Consider the following 21,883-nt stretch of genomic DNA (forward strand, 5'->3'; position numbering starts at 1 on the left):
GGATGACCTCCTAATGTTGTGGTGATAAACCGATTATATGAGAAGTCGAACCAATGCTACATACACGAAACTAAGTGAAGCTTGCATAAAACTAACTTCCTGTTTGTCAGCCAAAAAAGCTGCTCATTTGAGCAGCTTTTTAATATTTTTTAATTTTCCTGCATAAGGAGGGAAGACGAGCCCAAGCTCAAGCTTGGTGCTTTTCTTCAATATACTCTTCTGATGCGAGAACAGATCAAAGCTGTATTTGCCATGATAGGCTCCTACACCTGAGCTGCCAACACCGCCAAATGGCAAATAGGGATTAGAGACGTGCATAATCGTATCGTTAATACAGCCGCCGCCGAAGGAAACACGGCTCATAACCTCATCCTCCAATGCTTTATTCTCTGTAAACAAGTAGAGGGAAAGTGGCTTTGGATGAGCGTTAATCATTCGAATGGCCTCATGGATATCTCGGTACTCCATAACAGGTAAAATAGGGCCAAATAATTCTTCTGACATCGCTGCGCTATCCCATGAAACGCCGTCAAGTATCGTCGGTTCGATAAAGAGGTCAGCGCGGTCCGTGCCTCCTCCATAAACGATGCTGGCTTTGTCTTGCTCCAGAATGGAAGCAAGCCTGTCAAATTGACGTTGATTAATGATTCGACCATAATCTTTGTTGCTTTGTATAGAAGCTCCATAGAAGGATTGGATGACTTCCTTCATTTTTGCGACCAGCTTTTCTTTAATATCCTGATGAGCCAGCACATAATCGGGTGAAATACAGGTTTGGCCGGTATTCATTAATTTGCCCCAGATGATCCGCTTGGCAGCGATCTCGAGATTAGCGGTAGAATCTACAATGACAGGGCTTTTTCCTCCAAGCTCAAGCGTGACAGGCACAAGGTTTTTGGCAGCCGCCTCCATAACGATTTTACCGACCGCGATGCTCCCTGTGAAAAAAATATAATCAACCGGCGCGTGGATGAGCAAAGAGGTCGTTTCCTTCTCCCCCTCAATGACTTTAATGTAGGCGGGATCAAAGGTTTCATTTATGATTTTACTTATTAAAGCTGAAACATGAGGCGAGCTTTCGGATGGTTTGAGAATGGCACAATTGCCTGCGGCAATGGCTCCGATAAGCGGCTCAATGACAAGCTGGAACGGATAGTTGAAGGGACCAATTATTAAAGCTGTGCCGTAGGGCTCCTTCATAATACGGCTGGATGATGGAAACAGATAAATCGGTGTTTTCACCTTCTGCGGCTTCATCCACTTTTTGAGATGCTTAATGACATGTCGAATGCTATTGGTTACGATTATAATTTCTGTCATATGAGTCTCTAACTCACTTTTGCGAAGGTCTTGATAAAGCGCCTCGACAATTTCCTGCTCATGACGCTGTATGGCTTGCAGCAATCGTTGCAATTGATTCAGCCTAAAGCGCAGCTCCTTGGTCTGGCCTTGTTCGAAAAATGTTTTTTGCTCTAGCACAATCTGTTCAATATCTTCTGCTCTAAATGAACTCATTTCCGCAACCCTCCTTACATATCCACATCTTAACAGGTAATGAAACGAACTTCCACTTGGATATTAAGTTAGCGATCTCATTTTTTTGCATATTAACACACAAAGAAAAACAGGGTACCCGTCTTCTGAAAATCAAAGAGGGATATCCTGTTTAGATGGTATTAAAGTGCTTCTTTAATGATTTTTTTGTAATAAGAGACGGAAAGAATTCCGAATATGGAGTAAAGGATGGTATATAGCAGCATGACTATAATCATCGGAGTTAAAAGCTCTGTTCCGAAGAAAAACCATCCGGATTTGACTGCAAAATAGCTGTGAAGCAGCCCAACCACTAAGGGAATGCCAAAGTTGAACATTTGTTTTATTTTTATGCCCCTTAACAAATCAGCCCTTGTGAAGCCGAGCTTTCGAAGGATGGTATAGTTTGGCTTTTCCTCTTCGCTTTCTCCCATTTGCTTAAAATAGAGAATATTGCCGGATGTGATAAGAAAGGTTAATCCAAGGAAAGCAACGATAAACATAATCAAGCCCATCGTTTGTTTTTGCTGGTTGCTTGTATTAAGCTGAGAATCATTTCTGTTGTGCTCAGAGAACTTCATCTCATTGAATAGCTGAGTCGCTTCTTTTAGATCAGAACGATCTTTCATATTAATTCCGATATGCAGGGTAGAGTGTTTCTGAATAGCCGGATCAAGATGATTATTTAAGCGCTCAAAAACAGAATCATCGACGATAACTACAGGCAATCCGCCGCTTTTAAACCACCAAGAGACGATGGGCTGCTCCTTAAGTCCGATATATTGCTGTGGAATACTTTGAGTAGGATTCACTAGCTGTACAGGCCCTGAGTCCTTCAAAGACATGAACTGTTTGAGCATGCTGCTGTAACCGGAGAGATAGAGCTCGTCTTTAGACAGCTGAATGCCGTCAACAGACTTTTCGCTGACTACGGGCAAGGTCATCATATCCGAATTCCCAGCCACGCTTACCCCTTCCAGATTGTTATTCATAATACTCTTCACATTGACGTCTACCTGAATGACAGGAATCGTTTTTTCGGTATACGGCAGCTTGTTTTTGTTTAGCGCTTCTTTAAACTGCTCCGCGTCCTGAACGTTCATAAATGCAAAATGTTCGGGAACATTGTTTTTGGCTGTTTTTTCGGCAGAGTAATAAGAGATATAGCTTAAGGACAATAAGCCGATAGCAAGCGCCGACACGGTCGTAATGATGGTGAGCAGCAGCGCATTCGATTTCATACGGAACATAATAGACGAGAGAGATAAGGTTTCATTTATGTTAAGGTAACCGTTTTTCTGCTTTCGGATCACGTTGAAAATAAAGCTGACCGATCCTTTATAGAAAAGGAAGGTTCCAAGGATGACGGAGCCCAGTATGCCGATCATGGCAGCAAAGAGCGCGGTCATCGTCACAAATTTACCGCCGAACAGTTCGGAAGAAATATAATAGCCAAGGGAAATGAGCAGCAGTCCGGCAATGCCGATCAGCATTTCCAGAATAGACACTCTTCTTGCTTTGCCTTCTGTGACGGAATTCACTCTAAACAGCGATAATATCGTTTGTTTTTTTATAAATAAATAATTCATCAACATAATCAGAAGATAAATAACTGAAAAAATAATAATGGTTTGCTTGAATGCTTGGGTGGAGAAATGCAGCTCGGCGGCCACCTCTACACCGATCGTTTTAAATAAAATCATAATAATTAATTTGGACACAGAGAAACCGACAAGAACCCCCAGCAGGATGGAGCCGAAATAAAGAAAAAAGTTTTCCAGAGTCAGAATGCGGAAAATTTTATTTTTGGTCATTCCGATAAGCTGAAATAAGCCGATTTCCTTGCTGCGCCTTTTAATAAAGATGGTATTGGCGTACAGCAGAAAAATAGAAACGATTCCAACGAGCAAATAAGAAGCAGTCTTAATGGCGGCAGCCCCTTTAACAGAGCCTTTTGCCTCATCCATGGCAGGATCAAACTGCAGGGTGACAAAGGCGAAATAAAGAGCAGCGCTAAACACGAGTGCAAACACATAGAGATAATAGTTTTTTAAATTCTTTTTTAGATTGCGGAAAATGAGTTGATTAATGCTCATGGTGCACCCCGCTTAGTACACTTTGTGTTGCCATAATATCGTTGAAGAAGTTTTGCCGCGTTTGTTCTCCCTTATAAAGCTGAGAATAGATTTGTCCATCCTTGATGAAGATGACTCTGCTGCAATAGCTGGCAGCTACCGGATCGTGAGTAACCATGGCGATTGTAGCTTGTCTTTTTTGATTTAAACCGCTCAGCTTGTTCAGTAAATCAGAGGCGGATTTGGAATCAAGGGCACCTGTCGGTTCGTCAGCGAAAATAATGCTTGGCTCATGAATGAAGGCTCTTGCAGCGGATGTACGTTGCTTTTGACCGCCAGATATTTCATTCGGGTACTTATTGCGGAGCTCATAAATGCCAAGCTCGGTCGCTACCGCCTGAAATTTACGCTCGGCTTCTTTTTTTGGCGTCTTCGTAATCGACAGCGGCAATAAAATATTTTCTTTGACCGTTAGCGTGTCTAACAAATTGTATTCCTGAAAAATAAAACCTAAACGGTTTTTGCGAAATTCAGCCAATTGTTTTTCTTTTAATCCCGAAATAACTTTCCCTTCGATTTTAATCGAGCCGCTGCTAATGTGGTCAATCGATGAAAGCACGTTAAGCAAGGTTGTTTTTCCTGAGCCGGATGCGCCCATGATGCTGACGAATTCCCCTTTTTCGATGCTAATATCGAGCCCGCATAATACTTCCTGCTTATTGAATTTGTTTCCATAAATTTTATGAATTTTGGTTGCTTCCAGAATGAACATGTGATTAACACTCTCCCTAGATCTATTACTTGTATTGTAAATCGAATGTTCGATTAGTTCCTTCGAATGACCGAACAAATAATAGAAGCATGTGACAATGTTGTCACATGCTTGTGATACGAACGAATTCATTTCGCTGCGGGAAAGTTAAGGTGAACGCTGTTCCTGCTCCAAGCTCGGATTTGACATGGACACGGATCAACAGCGATTGAGCTGCTTTTTGAGCTAAATACAATCCCATGCCGGTTGCCGCGCTGTCTTGGTGCATCGTGGTCGATGTAAAGCCTTTATCGAAAATGCGAGGCAGATCCCTTGGGTCGATGCCGCGACCATAGTCTATAATTTCAAGGATAGTCTGCTGGTCCCGCTGATAGCTCTTGATGACGATATCGGATGGCGGGCTATATTTTACGGCGTTGGTTAAAATCTGTCTGATGATAAAGGAAAGCCATTTCGCATCGCTCAGCGCTTTCGGTTCATCCAATTGAATATCAAAGCCGATCCCCTTCTGAATACACCATGATTGCAGCGTCTTAATCTCATCGAAGATGATCGTTTCCAAATCGGTGTTTTCGATATAGATATCATTTTCAATAAACGGTATGCGTCTCTGATGGAGCTGCTGGTCGAGCAGGAGGTGAATCCGCAGCCATTCATACGTCAAATGCGTTTTCATTCCTTCATCCTGTATACGGTCGATCATGAGACGCATCGCGGTTAGCGGCGTTTTTACCTCGTGTATCCAAGATAACAGCTCATCCTTCTCATGCTCCAAAATCATCCGATTGTTCATTGCAGCGTGCTTCAGCAGTTCCGCTTGATTCGTCATGCTTTTTTCGATCACTTTCTCAAACGGGCTCTCCGGCTCAGCCATGCTCGTAGTATCCAAGCTGATGTCTCGCTCCTCTAAGCTTCTGATGAACCTTGTTTCTTTATGATACCGGATGACGAAATGGATGATAAAAATAATCGATGATAAATAAAAGAGATAGATCATCGATTGCAGGGGAATCGTTGAATCTACATAAGCACAAACAAGAATCAGCAGCTGCAAAATAATAAACAACAGAATCCAGCTGCGCCGTTCCACTATATATTTTCTAATCATAATCATGCGCCTCTTCAACAGCCATATAGCCTTGTCCAACCTTCGTTTCAACAAATCGGCCCAGTTCAATTTCATCGAGCCTTTTGCGCAGCCGGTTCACATTCACAGTAAGCGTGTTGTCACTGACAAACCGTTTATCATCCCATAAGCTATTAATCAATTCTTCTCGGCTAACAATCTTATTTTTACGGTCAATGAGCATTTTTAAAATAAAGATCTCATTTTTGGTAAGCTCAATGGAGCCTTTATGATTGGAGACCAGGTTTTTCTCATAATCAACCGTTGCGTCGCACCAGGTTTTAAGCTCGATATGTTCGGTATTGTAATTGTATACCCGCCGAAGAATAGCTTGTATTTTGACGATGAGCACATCGAAATGAAAGGGCTTTTGTATATAATCATCCGCTCCAAGCTGCATAGACATGACGATGTCCGTCGGGTGGTCTCGCGAGGATAAGAAGATGATCGGGACGTTGGAGTGGGAACGTATCATTCTGCACCAATGAAATCCATCGAATTTTGGAAGCTGAATATCGATGATCACGAGGTCCGGCTTAATCGCGGTAAATTGCTGAATCACTTTCTCAAAGTCCGATATGCCATGTACCTCATATGACCACTGGGATAATCGGTCTTTTATCTCGTTAAATAACGTTGTGTCATCTTCAATTAACAATAGTTTAAACATAGAGTCACCGCTTTTTTAAAAGTTTATTACTATGAATTGTATAGGAAAATCCCTATGTATGCCATAAATGGCACGGAACAAAGTGCTGAATAGAGAGAGGGGATGAGAAAAGAAGGTTGTGCAACATTTTGTGCAAACGTTGTCATTTCGGGGGAAAAAGGTGAATTTACGTGTCGAAATAGGTAAAAGGTGAGAAAAACAATTGACAGCGCTTTATTTTGAGTATTAATATGGGAATCAGCAAACGCTTTCATTGCGCTTTTATGACTGGAACAGCTGTTGTAGAAGATGCGGTTAAAAAGTTTGCATTAATTATGTTATTTGTGCAAACGCTTGCATAAAATCTATAGCTGTTTAGACAGAAGTCAGGGGGTGTTGTTTAAACGAACTTTGGTGTAGTCAGAACGGTGCGCGTTGATGATTGAAAGGTGCAATGATCATAATTTGAGGAGGTTCATCTAAATGGGCTTTGCTTTAAAACGAAAGAAATTGATGTCTATCATGCTTATTGCAGCTATGATCTGGTCGATAGTGGGCGCGATACCGCTACATACGAACGCCGCGGCGCCAACTCAGGTTGTTCTTGTCGGCGACTTGCAGAAGGGGCTCGGTAACAGCGAGAATTGGGACCCCAAAGCCGAGGTAACCAAGATGAGCGATAGCGGCAGCGGCAGCGGTTATTATACGTTTAAGGCTACGCTGCCAGCAGGCACATATGAATATAAAGTTGCTCTAAATGGAGGCTGGTTGGAAAGCTATGGCTTTGGTAATTATACGAATCCAAGCGGTGTGGATAGCGGCGGCAATATTAAGCTGACACTCTCCGAAGAGAAAGAAGTGACTTTTTATTATAACCACGATACACATAAAATTGCGGATTCTACCTATTACACCCAGGTAGCCAGCGACAAGCTGCCTCGTATTGTTGGGACTCTGCAGGTTCCGCTAGGGGAACCAAGTAACTGGGCACCAGAATCGGCGCTATCTCTTTTGACTGATACCGATCTGGATGGCGTCTACACGATAACGAAAGATGTACCCAAAGGGGATTACAAATTCAAAATCGTGCTTGGATCCACTTGGGATGACCAGACGTATCCAAAGGATGATCAATTGCTTAGTCTTCCTGCCGATCTTCCGGTAACGTTTAAATATAATGCGAATACAGAAGCAGTATCAGCAGATTTCAAAGCACCAGTTGAACCGAGTCCGAGTCCAGATCCGGTTGACCCGAACCTCGATCCGATTCCGGCCAACCACCTGCGCATTCATTACAATCGGGCAGATGCTCTTTATGAGAATCAAGGAATATGGACATGGGAGCAGGTTGCCGCTCCTTCAACAGGCTGGCCGGGTGGCGCAACAGCTTTTCCAGCAGATAAGATAGACAGCTATGGTGCTTATGTTGATATTCCGCTAGCTGCGAATGCCAAAAAAGTGGGCTTCCTTATCGTTAATCGATTAGATGGAGTTAAGGATGGCGGCGATAAAGCGGTAGCGATAAGCTCCCCTGCAGTAAATGAAATTTGGATTAAGGAGAACTCCGATAAAGTATCTTATTTCGAGCCGGTAGAGCTCCCAGCTAATACCGTTCGTATTCACTATGTGAGAGACGATAAAAAACAGAGTGCTTACGGTTTATGGCTGTGGGATCAGGTGGCGACTCCTTCAACAGGATGGCCAACGGGCGCATCCGCTTTTACAGAGGAACAGGTCGACCGTTATGGCAGCTATGTCGATATTCCGCTTCAAGAGAACGCGCAAAAAATTAGTTTTCTTGTCGTTAATCGCACCTTGGGCGATGCGGATAAGGATGGAGGCAATCGCTTCTTCAGTCTTGTAAATCGTTACAATCAGCTCTGGATCAAGAAGGGAGATAATAATGTATACGTGTCCCCTTACTGGGAACTGCCTACAGCCCTTGAATCCGCAGAGATCTTATCCGAAAGTAAGCTCCTTCTCGGATTTACGATGACCGACGGTCTCGCAGCAGAGGAATTGAAAAGTGCGATCACTATTAAGGATAAGAACGGTACAGCTGTACCGATTAATCAAGTGGTGTTGAACGCTGATAAAAAAACAGCAAATGTCTCGGCAAACATTCAGCTGGATCAAACGCCGCTGAGCGTAACCTACCAAGGGAGAACCGTATCCGCGACTTCAGGCTGGAGAATGCTTGATGAGCTTTACAACTACGAAGGTAATGATCTTGGGGCGAGCTATCATTCTGGCAGCGTAGTTCTGAAGCTATGGGCGCCAAAAGCAAGCGCAGTCGTAGCAAATGTCTATGATAAAGCTGATTCCACTAAGCTGGTTGGCAGCGTCAGTTTGACGAAAGGCGACAAGGGCGTTTGGACGGCAGCTATCGCGCCAACTGATTTCACAGGTCAAGGCATAACCGACCTGAAGGGGTATTTTTATCAATATGAAGTGACCAATGATGGGGTTACGAAACAAGTACTCGACCCGTACGCGAAATCGATGGCGGAATTTAGAGTGAATACGAAAGGTGAAACCGGTCCAGATGGCGATGCAGTTGGCAAAGCGGCAATCGTTGATCTAGGTGCGACTGATCCTGCTGCAGATTATGATTTTGCCAAAATTGACGGCTATGAGAAACGAGAGGACGCGATTATTTGGGAGGCGCATATTAGAGACTTTACGTCCGATCCATCCGTAGCTGATGATCTTAATGCGAGATGGGGCTCTTATAACGCGTTCAAGGATAAGCTGTCTTATATTAAATCATTAGGCGTTACCCATATTCAGCTGCTTCCAGTTATGGCCTGGTATTATGGCGACGAAGCTCAGATGGGAACAAGAGAACTGGAATACTCTGCACAAAACAACGAATACAACTGGGGTTATGATCCGCATAGCTACTTCTCGCCGGATGGCGCTTATTCGGAGGATGCGGCAGATCCCGAGCTGAGAGTAAAGGAATTAAAAGGACTCATTGATGCGATTCATGATGAAGGTATGGGAGTCGTTCTTGATGTCGTCTACACCCATATGGCCAAAGCAAGTTTCTTAAATGATATCGTACCTAACTATTACGCATTCCAAGATGCAAATGGCAACAATATCGGCGGATTCGGCAACAATCTTGCTACCTCTCACAAAATGGCGGAGAAGCTAATGGTTGATTCGGTTAAGTACTGGTTTGATGAATACAAAATCGACGGCATGCGCTGGGATATGATGGGCGACGCTACGTATGATTCCGTACAGAATGCTTACGATGCAGCAGCGAGTATTAATCCGAATGCCTTGTTTATCGGTGAAGGCTGGGTAACGTTCGGGGGCGATGCTTCTGATCCTGCTTTGAAGGGCAAAGGCGCAGACCAAAAATGGATGGATAAAACAGACAGCGTAGGCGTTTTCTCCGATGAGATTCGCAATGAATTGAAATCCGGTTTCGGCTCGGAGGGCGAGCCAAGATTTATAACAGGTGGAGCAAGAAGCGTGGCTACGATCCTGAATAATATCAAGGGGCAGCCAAGCAACACGCCTGCTGATGACCCGGGAGACATGGTGCAGTATATTGAAGCCCATGACAACTTGCCGCTGTATGATGTTATTGCCCAGTCGATTAAGAAAGACCCGGCTATAGCGGCTAATGATCTGGAAATTCATAAACGGATACGTTTGGGCAATTTGCTCATTCTAACCTCTCAAGGTACGGCTTTCCTTCATGCTGGTCAAGAATATGGCAGAACGAAGCAGTGGCTTGGGGCAGGAGTGCCGGAGCAGAAATACCACGAGCTTAAAGATGCAGCCGGAACCTCATTTGGTTATTTCATTCATGATTCCTATGATTCCTCCGATGCAATCAATAAATTTGACTGGCAGAAGGCGACGAATGCTGAGCAATATCCAGTCAATCATGTAACGAAGGAGTACACAGCAGGACTAATTGAACTTCGGAAACATACGGATGCCTTCCGTTTAGGCGAAAAGGACCTAGTTGATTCCAATGTCACGCTCATTCCTGCGAAGGAAATGAAAGATAACGATCTTGTGATCGGCTACAAAAATAAAGCAACAGACGGCACCGGCAATTATTATGTATTTATGAATGCTGATCGTACAGCAAGAACGCTTACGTTATCAGAGGATTTAACTGCAGGCACAGTGCTTGTAGATAATGATGAAGCGGGGATTTCGGCGGTTTCTGCGCCATCCGGCTTTGAACTGACGGCTAGCTCGATTACGATTGAGCCGTTGACCGCAGTCATTATTAAGATGGAAGCGGCAGCGCCTGTTCTAAATGCGCTTGAGCTGGATAACGCTAACTATCCTTTGCAGGTTGGAACGACCCATCAAACGGTAGTTTATGCGAAATACAGTGACGGCAGCAAAAGAAAAGTAACAAGCGGAGTTGTATATTCTTCGAATAAGCCCGAAATTGCTTCTGTAACAACAGGAGGCCTTGTTAAAGCAAACAGCTTAGGAAATGCAACGATCACAGCTACGTACAACGGAATATCCGTGAGCGCTGTAGTTGCTGTAAAAACAGAATCAATCAAACGGTATGTCCAAATCAACTACATTCGTCCGGATAAAAACTATCAGGACTGGAATATGTGGATATGGAACACCGGTGTGAAAAATGATCAAATCAACTTTGATAAAATCGAAAATGGCATTGCAACAGTCATGCTTGAAATTTCGCAGGATGCGACCAATGTGGGCTTCGTGCTTCGTAAAGGAACAGACTGGGACACAGCGAAGCAGGATATTCCAGACGATCGCGTGATTCCGATCTCGCCTGGGGCTGCTTTTACGAAAGTAAATATAACGAGTATGGTAAATCAGTTGGATATTTTGCCAACCATAATAGGGCCAGTTCTAAAAGATGGCGGAATTACCTTCCTGTACCGGGATGATGCTTTATTTGAAAAAGGACGCTCAAGCGATCTGACCGGGGTTAAGGTAAAGGTGAATGGTACAGAGCATGAAATGGTTTATGATGCTGCGAAGGAGTGGTTTACTTATTCACTTGCAAATGTAGAAGGCGGCACATACGAATATACCTTCCTTGTGACGAAGAAAGACGAAGCAGCCGTTGAAATAACCGATCCCAAAAATACGACCAATGGCAAATCAGTCATTACGTATCGGAAGCCGGTCGTAACCATGACGACATCGGTTCATCCAGCTGCGATTTCGTATAATGAAAGCGCGGTGCTCAAATTAAAGGCATCAGCATCAGAAGAAGTCGTATTTACTGAAGGGTATATGGATTTAACGGCATTAGGTGGATTAGCTAAAGTGCCTTTCGACACCAAGCTGTTTGCACAAACGATTGCCGTGAAAGACACAGTTACAGCGGGAGTAAAAGAAATACCCGTTACACTCATCGATGAGTACGGCAACAAGCACACGCATACAGCCACAATGACGGTAAAAGCTAGAACCTTTGCTGGCAATCTCGACTTTGATTGGGATGAGGCACGTATCTATTTTGCGCTAACTGATCGGTTTGCGGATGGGGATTGGGCCAATAATGCGGATGTAGATAAAGATCACCTTGAAGCTTATCACGGCGGCGATTTCCAAGGCATGATCGACAAGCTGGATTATTTGCAGGAGCTGGGCATTAATACGCTGTGGATCACTCCGATTGTCGATAATATCGATTTCAACAAAGGCGTAGATTTTAACACCAAGCAGTACGGCTATCATGGCTACTGGGCTAAAGATTTCACGAAGCTTGATGAGCATCTTGGTGATATGGATACGTTTAAGGAGCTCATTAACAAAGCCCACGACAAGGGCATCAAAATTATGGTTGACGTGGTGCTTAACCACACCGGCTACGGCTTAAAAGCTGAGGATAACCGTCCAGGCATTACGCCGGAGGATAAAGCTCGCTTTGAAGGGATGCTCAGAACAAATGGCGTTCAAGCCAGCACCAATCCAATTGAAGGTGAACTGGATGGTTTGCCGGACTTCAAGACAGAGGACCCAGCCGTTCGTGAGAAAATGATCGAATGGCAAGCAGGCTGGCTGGAGCGTGCTAGAACGGATCGCGGCGACACGATTGATTTCTTCCGCGTGGATACAGTGAAGCATGTAGAGAGCACAACATGGAAAGCGTTCAAAAATGCGTTGACGACTATCGATCCAAGCTTCAAGCTGATCGGTGAAAATTTTGGCGCTTCAATCGACGGTGACGGCGGCATGCTGCGCAGCGGCCAAATGGACAGCTTGCTCGATTTTAGCTTTAATGACAGAGCAAAAGATTTTACGGATGGGAAGATTGATGCTGTCGATGCTTATCTGGCAGACCGGGAAACGAAGCTGGATAACACAGCAATGATGGGGCAGTTCCTAAGCAGCCACGATGAGGATGGTTTCCTGTCTGAGTTTGTGAAAGGAGACAAAGGCAAGCTGAAAATCGCAGCAGCTCTTCAAATCACAGCGAAAGGCCAGCCCGTCATTTATTACGGCGAGGAGCTTGGCCGCTCAGGACCTAATGCTCGCGATATGAGCGCAGGATTGTTCAGCGAAAATCGTTCAGATATGCCATGGGATCAGTTGACGGCAGAACAAGCGCTGCATGATCACTACGAGAAGCTGCTCAATATTCGGGCGAAATTCTCGAAGGTTTATTCCAAAGGCTTGCGTACCAAGCTTGCTGGATCGGATGCACTAGCCTATTTAGCATTTAATAAACAATTTAACAACGTAAATATTGTAACGATCATTAACACAACCGTAGAGAGCAAGCAGGTTACGCTCGAGGTTCCTTTCGCAGCTGGAGCAAAGGCAAAGGATGAGTACAGCGGAACGCTTTACACGGTGAAGGATAATGGACAGGTGACAGTTGAAGTGCCGGGCAGAAATGAAGGCGGAACGGTTATTTTGAGTGAGGTTGCGGATAATGTTCCAACACCTACGACGCCGAGTAAACCACAGCCAGCTGATGTCCAAGTGATTGATAATGACATCTTGCGCAGCGGCAAGGATGGTAAAGTGTCGGTACAATTTGTCGATGGAAAACATTCGGTACAATTGCCGCTTGATGCAGCAGCAGTACTGGCAGGCAATAGCTTGGAGCTGAAGGCAGCTGGCATTACAATGACGCTGTCAAATGAACTATTGGCTTCCATTAAAGGACTTGTGTCTGCGAGTGAAGCGGATGGGGCTCGTATCGTATTCGAGGCAAAACCGTTGAAGACAGCAGATGCGGACGCTTTGGTTGACCGAACCCAGGATGCTCAAGCTAAGCTGAAAGCGGGCTCTCTGGTTTATGATTTCAACTTAAGCATCGTAACGAAGGCTGGAAAAGTGATTCCGGTTACGAAGTTTGAGAAGCCGATCCTACTCAGCTTCCAGCTTAATCCGAACGCGAGCCAAGACATCGTTGGTATCTATTATGTGAGTGATACTGGCAAGCTGGAATACATCGGCGGTACGCTTAAGGGTGAGATAATTACGGCTGAGGTATTCCATTTCAGCAAATATGCGGTTCTTGAGTACGATAAATCATTTACGGATGTGCCAGCGAGTCACTGGGCTATCGCAGCGATTAAATCACTGGCTGCGAAGCGCATTGTTTCGGGCATTAATGAGAAGCAGTTTGCACCGCAATCGAACGTAACGAGAGCTGAATTTGCAGCTATGCTTATCCGTGCTCTTGGAGTGAAGGCAGAAGGCACGGCAAGCTATAGCGATGTAGAAGCGGGCAAATGGTATTCCGCTTATGTGGCGACAGCAAGCAAGCTGGGCATTATAAAAGGCCGCAGTACTTCGGCGTTTGCGCCAAATGAAACGATAAGCCGCGAGGAAATGGCTGTCATGATCATGCGAGCGTATGAGGTTAGAAAGGGAGCGGCTGCAGCTTCAGCGGCAGAGGAAACAACATTCACTGACCGCAGCCAAATTAGCAATTGGGCGGAAGCATCGGTTGCGGCAGCTGCTAAGCTAGGGCTCGTTCAAGGCAGAGCAAACGATACATTTGCGCCGAAAGGGAAAATGACACGTGCAGAAAGTGCACAGGTCATCTATAAGCTTTTAGGGAAATAAGCATTTCTTTAATGTAAGGGTTAGAAAGATAGCAAATCATTATGTCTAACATGATGTAGTTGCTGAAACAGACAAAAGCCGGGTTTCTCCTTCTGGAGACCCGGCTTTTTTTGGCGTTGTTGTATTGCCGAGTAGAGTAATCAATATCTTTACATCGTGACTTGTATTACAGTATACTGTAACTAATACAGTCAACTGTAACTAAATTGATCGTCGATAATTTGAAATGAGGTGAAAAGATGGACACATTCACAGCGAAACAAGTTGCTGAGATTCTCCAGCAGGAAGATCCTGAGATGAATTTGAGAACCGTTAGGTATTATACCCAGATCGGGATCGTTCCCCCGTTAGAGCTTCTTGGGAACAAAAGAGTTTATACGAGCAGCCACGTTAGTTACTTTCGTGCGATTCTGACGTTAATCCATAGCGGAGAAACGCTGGCTGCTATCCAAGAAAAGCTGAAGCAGCTCTCTATAGATGAGATTTCCAAAATTGGCGAGAATCTTCAGCTGTATCGCTCCAAAAAAATGCTAACCAACGATACCCATGTCATTAATGAGGACGTCATTCTTTCGATGAGTCCACGTATATCGGCGGAACTCCGAGTGAAAATGGTAGAGACAATCTCTCAAATGCTGAAGGGAGAAGTGAAGTGATGATCAAAACAAGGTTCACCAAATCCGTTATGGAAAATGAAGAAGGCATGAACCATCTATGGCTTCAGCTTTCTCCAACCCGTGATGCGGATGATGTTCGTGTGCAGCTTACGCTGCCAAGCGGCATTCATCGTCTGCACAATTTGAGCGGATATGAGGAGACGGTTATTCAGGAGATCGTCGTACCCAATCCAATGATAATAAATAACATGATCGTGGAACTATTTACGACAGGCCCAGTAACATGCGGAGAGAAGACCATCATTGTTGCTATCACTTATAGAGAAAAAGAAAAGCCTATTCGAATTGAATATGAAGTGCCATTAAGGATCGTATCTGAGGATGAAATGGACGGCTTGGTCGTTGATGAAGAAGCCGCAGCGTTTATGAAAGAACATCTGGCTCTGAAAAAATCTAATGAGCAATCTGAATATGAATTTATTGATCATTCCCAAACAAAAATCATTAGGATCGAATCGAGTGAATATGCCGATTGGGAGAAAAAATACCGAATTGAAGGGCTTGCACCACGTTAGGAATCCAAAATAATTAATGAGATAAACATTAATTAATCATACGTTTTCTGCCGAGCCAGTACGGTTTCTTCAGCTCCGCCTTGTTTAGCTTTCCGACAGAGGTTCTTGGGAGAGAGGCAACGATTTCCAATCGCGTTGGAATTTTAAATGGAGCAATCTGCTCATGGCAAAATATTTTCAGATCAGCTAAAGTCAGCTCTGCATCGCCCTTAAGGGACACCACCGCAGTTACTTCTTCGCCATCCACTAATAAGGGCGTTCCAATTACAGCAACCTCACGAATAGAAGGATGCTTGCTAAGTGCCTCCTCTACTTCTGAGCAGTAAACATTTGCACCGTCAACAATAATAATATCTTTTTTTCGATCCATGAGATACAAATAACCATCCTCATCAAACCTGCCTAAATCTCCTGTATAGAGCCACCCACCCTGCAAGGCATGGTTTGTTTCTACTGGATTATTCCAGTAGCCAAGCATGATTTGTTCTCCTTTGCATATAATTTCGCCAGTTTCTCCTTGTTTAACATCTTGGCCGAGCTCGTCAATAATACGAATTTGGAATGCTTTTTGTCCCCAATACGGCATGTTGGCTGGACTGCCAACGGATATTAATCGATTTAGCTTTCCTTCATGGAAACATTGGTTTATGTTTAAAAAACTAATAAATTGTCCGCTTTCTGTTTGGGAATAGACTTCGGTAATTTGTGCGTTCGGAAAAATAGTTAATGCTTGATGAAATAAATTTTCGCTGATGGGCGCCCCGCCGCAAGAGATGCCTTCGATGGATTGCAGGCTGCGGGATTTGATATTTTCCATAAGGACAATATCTCGAAATAATAGCCCCACAGTACCCAAAAACTTAATTTGCTCCCGTTCTATAATATCTACGATTTCTTCAGCTCTAACGGGATATTCATTCGGATAAATGAGGCAGCCGCCTTCAAATATGGTCGTCCACAAAACAAACTGGCCCGTTAAATGGGCTTGATTCATCACGATCGATTTTTTAGAAGCGTTATGCCCGCCGCCCCTCTCTAGGTTCATAAAGGACCAATTGCGAATATGGCGATGAGAATGCATGACACCTTTGGAGCGACCTGTCGTACCGCCTGTATAAATAATAAGCGCCACGTCATCTGGTGCAGCTTCATGCCATTCCATGAGAGCGGGACAATGAACCATAAAGGACTGCAATGATAAGGGTGATTGATCTAAGGTGCATGAAATAAAATGCGCAATTGGCAGTGAAGATAAGGCTTCTAATAGCTGAGATTGTTCGGAGCTGTAGACTAGCGCAGTGGGCGCAGCATCTTGAACAATATTTTTGATTTCATTTGCGGCTAACCCGGGAAAAATCGTTACAGGAATGGCACCAATGGCAACCGCAGCAAGTTCGGCAATAGCGAGGTACGGTGATGGGGAACTAATCAGTGCAATTCGTTCACCTGGCTTGATTGCAAGATCATGAAATCCTTGAGCGACGCGGTTAACCTTATTAAATAACTGTTCATAAGTAAGGGTTTCATTCTTATCCTTCATTGCGTTATTCGTTGGGTGCATCTGAGCAGCCTTCGGCAGTATTTTGGAAAGCAGCATATCATAACCTCCCTAATTAAAATAAGAGCAATAAAACCTATGAATTTACTGTACTATTCAACCGTAACAGGAAGAAGCTGGGGCAGCAAATTGATTTTCCTTATGGAAAAATAATGTTTTTTTTATAAAATGACCAACCGGTTGATTGGTGCAGCTACTTATATACCATACGACTGCCAAAGGAGGTGCCGCATGACAGCAAATATCCTGATCGATGAATCGCTTCTGCAAAGCTATTCGAGAAAGATATTCGGCTTTGCTCTCTTGCCTAACCATGAGATTGTTCGCAAATATGCAACGAACGGCATTAAAACGCGCAACAGCCATTACCATGGCGGGCTTCAGATGGAATCGTGGTGGTCGGGTATGACGTGGAGAGACTTTAACGCGCCCGATCTGGATGACTTATCAAGGGTCGTAGAGCTTATAGAGAGCGGAGCCTCACACTCGGAATATGATCGGATCTTAATTAGCAGACTCGTCGAAAAGGGTTTTGTATCCATGGAGAGCGGCAAGCTTGAATGTTTGGTTCCATACTTTAATGCCTCCCAGCATGAAGCGCTGAATCGTATATTGGATCAAGCATTTCATGAGAACAACTTCAAAAAGAAAGTAGATCAGATCTATGAGGATATGATATCCGTATGCAGAAAGGATGCGCCATCATTTATATCGGATAAAGAGATTGTGTACAAAGCAATGAATGATGGGATGACGCTTGTTTTTGCGGTAATGGAATATTTGGAGCGCAAACATTTTTTGGCAACGCCTGCCGATACCGAGAAAAAACGACTTACTACAATGGTTTGGCAATTTCCTTCCAGCAATCAGTAGTTGATTAAAACAAAAGAGGCTGTTCCAAAAGTAGAGTATTCTACTTATGGAACAGCCTCTTGTTAAGACGGATAATAAATGACCATACTGATTCTCACAATACAATCACCTGAATTGTGATAGACATGGGGAGTATCGGCTGTAAAACGTATGGAATCGCCCGTTTTCACTGTATATTCTTCATTATTTACACGAACGGTAAGCTCACCCTCAAACACGGTTAAAAACTCCTGTGTACCTTCTCTATGTGATTCAGAACTCAAATAAGCGCCTATTTCCATATCAACGGAATACATTTCAAATCGTCTGCCTTCTTCAAAGGGGAAAAACGGATAAAGCAGAAATCTACCGTTATCTTCTGTTAGTGTTTGTATTTCATTTTTGCGAACGATGACTGTATCGGATTGCGGCTCGTTAATGAGGGAAGTGAATGAAACTTTTAAACCATTAGCTATTTTCCAAACGGTTCCAATAGTAGGGTTGGATTCGCCGCGTTCGATTTGTCCTAACATCGTTTTGCTGACCCCTGTCATTTCTGCTACCTTATCAAGACTAAGCTTTTGTAGCTCCCGCAGGTGTTTTAGGTTATTGGCAAGTACATAATTGATGTCTTCCAAAATATTTAGCCTCCTCGATTGTGCGATATAGCGTTCATAATGTATAATCATAACGTACATGCGTTAAAGAGTACATCTTGTTCAAGTATAGCACACGAGAGGCGGATTTAAATCATGGCTTTAGCTCCTTTTTTGATTTATGTTATTGTGAATACATTTACGCCAGGGCCAAATAACATCATGGCGATGTCTAATGCGAGCCGATATGGAATGAAGAAGTCTATTCGTTTTCTGTTTGGTGTAGCAACTGGTTTCTTACTATTAATGCTCTTATGTTGTTATTTCAATCTGCTATTATATAGCTTCGTTCCTAAAATGAAATTTTTCATGAATATATTAGGAAGCCTGTATATGACTTATCTTGCATTTAAAATAATGAAGAGTAAACCACACCGTAGTGATGGAGTTAATCATGGGCAGCTGAATTCATTCTTATCGGGCATGCTGCTGCAGTTCGTTAATTTTAAGGTGATATTATATGGGATTACAGCGATTTCGACGTTCATCATGCCATTTTACAAATCAAATATAAGCTTATTATTGTTTTCGATGTTCCTTGCCTTTGTAGGACTGGTAGCCACATCCTGCTGGGCTGTTTTTGGTGCATTATTTCAAAAATTTCTCGCTGCACATGAGAAAAAGTTCAATATATTCATGGGATTATTATTGATTTATAGTGCAATTACCATGCATTTGTAGAGGATTGTTCAGACAGAAGGGCAGGATAGTTGAGCTGAAAAAGGAGCTGTTTGGCTTTGGCAGCAAGCTTTCTTATGGTTAAGTTAACGTAGCACTACAGCTTAATAAAACAGCGGCAGTCAGGACTTATTTTCTCGTCCAGATCTGCCGCTGTTTGTATTATGAGGATCTAATCCATTTTTAAAATTCGATAATTGCTGCAGCTCTAGTTTCTACTCCTTGCCATGACGTATGAATAGCCACACGCCGAACAAGATGAGTACGCCGGCTGCCATTTGATAAGCCGTCAATGCTTCCTTTAATAGAGCCCAAGCGAGCAAGGAGGCGATAACGGGTTCGCCCAGTACAGCCATGGATACGGCTGCAGCGCTCATATGCTTCAGCAGCCAATTGAACAAGTAATGCCCGAATAGCGTCGGTACGATCGCAAGCAGCAAGAAAATGCCCCATTCCTGCGGACTATAGCCTGTAAAGGAATTGCCGCGAACGAGATTGTAGACAGCGAGTGAAGTTGCAGCAAGCGCGAATACCCAGAAATTATAAGTAAATGCGCTCATATCCTTACGCAATTCCTTGCCGATCATCATATGAACAGCAACAGCAGCTGCACCTAGGAAGGACAAAACGTCGCCGATCAACGCATCCCTTGAGAGGGAAAAGTCTCCCGATGCAATAACGATGGAGCCGATCAGCGCGATCCCCATCCCCCACAGCATCATGCGATTTGCTTTAATACGGAACAGCCAGTAGGAGCCGAGCATTACCATAACAGGCTCCAATGTCAAAATAACGGTAGAGCTTGCGACCGTGGTCAGCCGCAGAGAAGCCATCCATAACAAGAAGTGCAGCCCGAGCATGACGCCGGAGAGGGTGAGCAGTCTCCACTGCTTGGCACTGAGCTGGAACATTTCCGTGCGGTATTTAAAGACGAGCGGCAGCATGATCAGGTTAGTTAGATAGAGCCTGTACATGGCGATGACGGCAACGTCAGCATTTGACCAACGAACGAAAATGGAAGAAAAGGATATAGCGATAATACCAATGATGTATAACAATTCATAAGTAGCTAAAGACTTGGTGCTGCGGTTCATCGTTGTAATTTCTCCCATACTTATAAACCCCCTGAGTCCAATTGCAGCATCTGCGATGGAAGGATCAGGGGGCTTTATTATATTTATGACCAAACATAAACAGCTCTTGCGGCTATCCGGCTTGTCCGGCTGAAGCTTTCCCAGCCTTCTCGAGTTCTGCGTCAAAATACTGCTGAAGCTCCGTCACTTTTCTTACATCCTCGAATGAGGCTTTGCCTGCTAAATAACGTTCCGCGAAAACTTCCCATTGTGGAACGATTTTTTGCGCGTTCATAGAGCGAATCGCGTTTTTAACCATTCTGCGTTCCTTCGCATTCGTGTACATATCCTTGAACTGCTGCTTAAGCTCGAAATCCAGCTCGCCAAATATTTTGCGGAATACCTCAGCCGTCATACGAGCATCGTCGAGTGCCCGGTGCGCTGAGCCTTCAGCTGTGATTTCTAGATCAATGAGCGCAGCTTCGACGCTGACATCGTTCGTTACGTTCTTATAGCGAATGTAACCCTTCAAAAGGTCAAAATAATCGGCAGCCATCCAGAAGCTGTCATCGAGCTTATGCATGCGCGTATCATAGACGATTCTCTTCAAATCCTCGCCGCCCCAAGTGAACAGCAGGAAGGAGTCGCTTTTCTTCAGCCATGTGGTGAAATCGCCTATTACTTTCGGAAAACGGCTTGCTACGTCGATGTCTTCCTGTGGAATGCCTGTTTTTTTCTTAATGAAGCTGTTCAGCTTGGAGAAATAGATCGGTTTGATCAATGCGGAAAATTCATCTACCTGTTCAAGTGAACTATTGAGACGAACCGCGCCAATTTCAATAACCTCCATAGGTAATTCGCTTGCAAATTTTCGTCCGTTAAATTCAATATCCAATATAATGTAGTCCAAAATCTTAACCTCCGATAGATAGCCTGTGTTATTCATTCTATCAGAAAAAGTTATCCAGATGGAAACTACAATATGGTAGAACGCCGCAGCAGGTTTATTTTTTTGATTTCATCACATAAAAGACAATCGTGCCAATAAGAATGACGAGGATCACAGGAAGCAGCCATATGCCAAGCTTAGAGGCGCCTCCGGAAGCTACTTGAATGGCAGCCCATTGCACATAAGCGAATAAGGCTACAATTTCAAGCTTGATCCAGCTTAGCAGAAGGATGGAGGTTTTGTATTGGTATGGAGCATTTTGCTCTGTAATGGTGGTCATGTAATTGAATTCATGTGGAATTTTGCGTAAAAGCGCAAGCCCAGCAAATAATAGGAATGAGATTATCGGTAAAATGACGAGTGCTGCTTTGCTTCCCCATCCGTCAGCCTCGCCTCTCCCGTTAAAGTGAATGGCAATCGTCTGCGGAAGATCAGGCCATTTTACAATCAAATAGATGACGGACGAGAGCAGGAGTAGAACCGATATTCCATCATGCCATCTTTCAAGATTTGATTTTGCAATCGTAAGCTTAGGTAAATTCGCCATAGTGGCAGCACCGCCTTATCTCTAGTCATGTGCATACTCATTAATTATAGCGTATGGCTTTGCGGATAGTAACCTTTTTTACAGTAATTTTCCAAATAAGAAACTCCAGCCTAGGCCGGGGGAGGGCTAAGACTGGAGTTGCTCGATCACTTATTTGTTTAAATATAA

At 43.9% G+C, this 21,883-nt stretch carries 16 protein-coding genes; 6 read left to right on the forward strand and 10 right to left on the reverse strand.

All coding sequences use genetic code 11. The features are described from left to right. Positions 1–123 precede the first annotated feature (123 nt). The 5 genes from MHH56_RS03970 to MHH56_RS03990 all read right to left on the reverse strand — a co-directional run bounded on the left by MHH56_RS03970 (position 124) and on the right by MHH56_RS03990 (position 6,176). On the reverse strand, positions 124–1,515 hold the full coding sequence (locus MHH56_RS03970; protein ID WP_339206755.1) for an aldehyde dehydrogenase: 1,392 nt from the start codon (positions 1,513–1,515) through the stop codon (positions 124–126). Between the two features lie 161 nt (positions 1,516–1,676). Further along, positions 1,677–3,629 carry an ABC transporter permease gene (locus MHH56_RS03975; protein ID WP_339206757.1) on the reverse strand — a complete coding sequence of 651 codons (1,953 nt, stop codon included), beginning with the start codon at positions 3,627–3,629 and terminating at the stop codon, positions 1,677–1,679. After that, positions 3,619–4,380, reverse strand: coding sequence for an ABC transporter ATP-binding protein (locus MHH56_RS03980; RefSeq protein WP_076268787.1), 762 nt, complete (start codon positions 4,378–4,380; stop codon positions 3,619–3,621). The genes MHH56_RS03975 and MHH56_RS03980 overlap by 11 nt, the downstream gene beginning before the upstream one ends. A gap of 103 nt (positions 4,381–4,483) precedes the next feature. Continuing rightward, positions 4,484–5,488 carry a sensor histidine kinase gene (locus MHH56_RS03985; RefSeq protein WP_339206759.1) on the reverse strand — a complete coding sequence of 335 codons (1,005 nt, stop codon included), beginning with the start codon at positions 5,486–5,488 and terminating at the stop codon, positions 4,484–4,486. Beyond that, the gene (locus MHH56_RS03990) at positions 5,481–6,176 is read right to left on the reverse strand and encodes a response regulator transcription factor (RefSeq protein WP_339206761.1); all 696 of its coding nucleotides are present in this window, start codon (positions 6,174–6,176) and stop codon (positions 5,481–5,483) included. The genes MHH56_RS03985 and MHH56_RS03990 overlap by 8 nt, the downstream gene beginning before the upstream one ends. Positions 6,177–6,394: 218 nt before the next feature. On the opposite strand from MHH56_RS03990, the gene MHH56_RS03995 reads away from it, so the two are divergent. The 4 genes from MHH56_RS03995 (at position 6,395) to MHH56_RS04010 (ending at position 15,402) form a co-directional block, all read left to right on the forward strand. Next, a complete protein-coding gene (locus MHH56_RS03995; RefSeq protein ID WP_339206762.1) occupies positions 6,395–6,517 on the forward strand; it encodes a hypothetical protein in 123 nt (40 codons plus the stop codon). Between the two features lie 121 nt (positions 6,518–6,638). Continuing rightward, the gene (locus tag MHH56_RS04000; RefSeq protein ID WP_339206763.1) at positions 6,639–14,210 is read left to right on the forward strand and encodes a pullulanase; all 7,572 of its coding nucleotides are present in this window, start codon (positions 6,639–6,641) and stop codon (positions 14,208–14,210) included. 239 nt (positions 14,211–14,449) lie between these two features. Continuing rightward, entirely contained in the window at positions 14,450–14,866 is a 417-nt protein-coding gene (locus tag MHH56_RS04005; protein WP_339206764.1) for a MerR family transcriptional regulator, read from the forward strand. Continuing rightward, positions 14,866–15,402, forward strand: a complete 537-nt coding sequence (locus tag MHH56_RS04010) for a hypothetical protein (protein WP_339206765.1) — start codon at positions 14,866–14,868, stop codon at positions 15,400–15,402. The genes MHH56_RS04005 and MHH56_RS04010 overlap by 1 nt, the downstream gene beginning before the upstream one ends. A gap of 28 nt (positions 15,403–15,430) precedes the next feature. Here the strand turns inward: MHH56_RS04010 and MHH56_RS04015 are convergent, their stop codons facing one another. Continuing rightward, the gene (locus MHH56_RS04015; RefSeq protein WP_339206766.1) at positions 15,431–16,999 is read right to left on the reverse strand and encodes a class I adenylate-forming enzyme family protein; all 1,569 of its coding nucleotides are present in this window, start codon (positions 16,997–16,999) and stop codon (positions 15,431–15,433) included. A gap of 192 nt (positions 17,000–17,191) precedes the next feature. Here MHH56_RS04015 and MHH56_RS04020 point away from each other — a divergent pair, with 192 nt between their 5' ends. Further along, entirely contained in the window at positions 17,192–17,833 is a 642-nt protein-coding gene (locus MHH56_RS04020; protein WP_339206767.1) for a hypothetical protein, read from the forward strand. A 62-nt stretch (positions 17,834–17,895) separates the two neighbouring features. On the opposite strand, the gene MHH56_RS04025 is transcribed toward MHH56_RS04020, so the two are convergent. Then, complete coding sequence (locus MHH56_RS04025) at positions 17,896–18,450, reverse strand: XRE family transcriptional regulator (RefSeq protein ID WP_339206768.1); 555 nt, start codon at positions 18,448–18,450, stop codon at positions 17,896–17,898. Positions 18,451–18,564: 114 nt separating this feature from the next. On the opposite strand from MHH56_RS04025, the gene MHH56_RS04030 reads away from it, so the two are divergent. Further along, complete coding sequence (locus MHH56_RS04030) at positions 18,565–19,149, forward strand: LysE family transporter (protein ID WP_339206770.1); 585 nt, start codon at positions 18,565–18,567, stop codon at positions 19,147–19,149. Positions 19,150–19,361: 212 nt separating this feature from the next. Here MHH56_RS04030 and MHH56_RS04035 read toward each other — a convergent pair whose 3' ends face one another. The 3 genes from MHH56_RS04035 to MHH56_RS04045 all read right to left on the reverse strand — a co-directional run bounded on the left by MHH56_RS04035 (position 19,362) and on the right by MHH56_RS04045 (position 21,715). Next, positions 19,362–20,240, reverse strand: coding sequence for a DMT family transporter (locus MHH56_RS04035; RefSeq protein WP_339209500.1), 879 nt, complete (start codon positions 20,238–20,240; stop codon positions 19,362–19,364). A 112-nt stretch (positions 20,241–20,352) separates the two neighbouring features. Next, positions 20,353–21,129 carry a 3'-5' exonuclease gene (locus tag MHH56_RS04040; protein ID WP_339206772.1) on the reverse strand — a complete coding sequence of 259 codons (777 nt, stop codon included), beginning with the start codon at positions 21,127–21,129 and terminating at the stop codon, positions 20,353–20,355. A gap of 94 nt (positions 21,130–21,223) precedes the next feature. Beyond that, on the reverse strand, positions 21,224–21,715 hold the full coding sequence (locus MHH56_RS04045) for a DUF1648 domain-containing protein (protein ID WP_339206773.1): 492 nt from the start codon (positions 21,713–21,715) through the stop codon (positions 21,224–21,226). Between the last annotated feature and the right edge of the window lie 168 nt (positions 21,716–21,883).

This window comes from Paenibacillus sp. FSL K6-3182 (assembly GCF_037976325.1).
GTDB lineage: Bacteria > Bacillota > Bacilli > Paenibacillales > Paenibacillaceae > Pristimantibacillus.

Excerpts from the sequence above, each read along its gene's own strand:
- MHH56_RS03975 (WP_339206757.1), bottom strand. The coding sequence starts at position 3,629 with ATGAGCATTAATCAACTCATTTTCCGCAATCTAAAAAAGAATTTAAAA.
- MHH56_RS04000 (WP_339206763.1), top strand. The coding sequence starts at position 6,639 with ATGGGCTTTGCTTTAAAACGAAAGAAATTGATGTCTATCATGCTTATT.
- MHH56_RS03990 (WP_339206761.1), bottom strand. The coding sequence starts at position 6,176 with ATGTTTAAACTATTGTTAATTGAAGATGACACAACGTTATTTAACGAG.
- MHH56_RS04020 (WP_339206767.1), top strand. The coding sequence starts at position 17,192 with ATGACAGCAAATATCCTGATCGATGAATCGCTTCTGCAAAGCTATTCG.
- MHH56_RS03970 (WP_339206755.1), bottom strand. The coding sequence starts at position 1,515 with ATGAGTTCATTTAGAGCAGAAGATATTGAACAGATTGTGCTAGAGCAA.
- MHH56_RS03980 (WP_076268787.1), bottom strand. The coding sequence starts at position 4,380 with ATGTTCATTCTGGAAGCAACCAAAATTCATAAAATTTATGGAAACAAA.
- MHH56_RS04015 (WP_339206766.1), bottom strand. The coding sequence starts at position 16,999 with ATGCTGCTTTCCAAAATACTGCCGAAGGCTGCTCAGATGCACCCAACG.
- MHH56_RS04010 (WP_339206765.1), top strand. The coding sequence starts at position 14,866 with ATGATCAAAACAAGGTTCACCAAATCCGTTATGGAAAATGAAGAAGGC.
- MHH56_RS04035 (WP_339209500.1), bottom strand. The coding sequence starts at position 20,240 with ATGAACCGCAGCACCAAGTCTTTAGCTACTTATGAATTGTTATACATC.
- MHH56_RS03985 (WP_339206759.1), bottom strand. The coding sequence starts at position 5,488 with ATGATTAGAAAATATATAGTGGAACGGCGCAGCTGGATTCTGTTGTTT.
- MHH56_RS04045 (WP_339206773.1), bottom strand. The coding sequence starts at position 21,715 with ATGGCGAATTTACCTAAGCTTACGATTGCAAAATCAAATCTTGAAAGA.
- MHH56_RS04030 (WP_339206770.1), top strand. The coding sequence starts at position 18,565 with ATGGCTTTAGCTCCTTTTTTGATTTATGTTATTGTGAATACATTTACG.
- MHH56_RS04005 (WP_339206764.1), top strand. The coding sequence starts at position 14,450 with ATGGACACATTCACAGCGAAACAAGTTGCTGAGATTCTCCAGCAGGAA.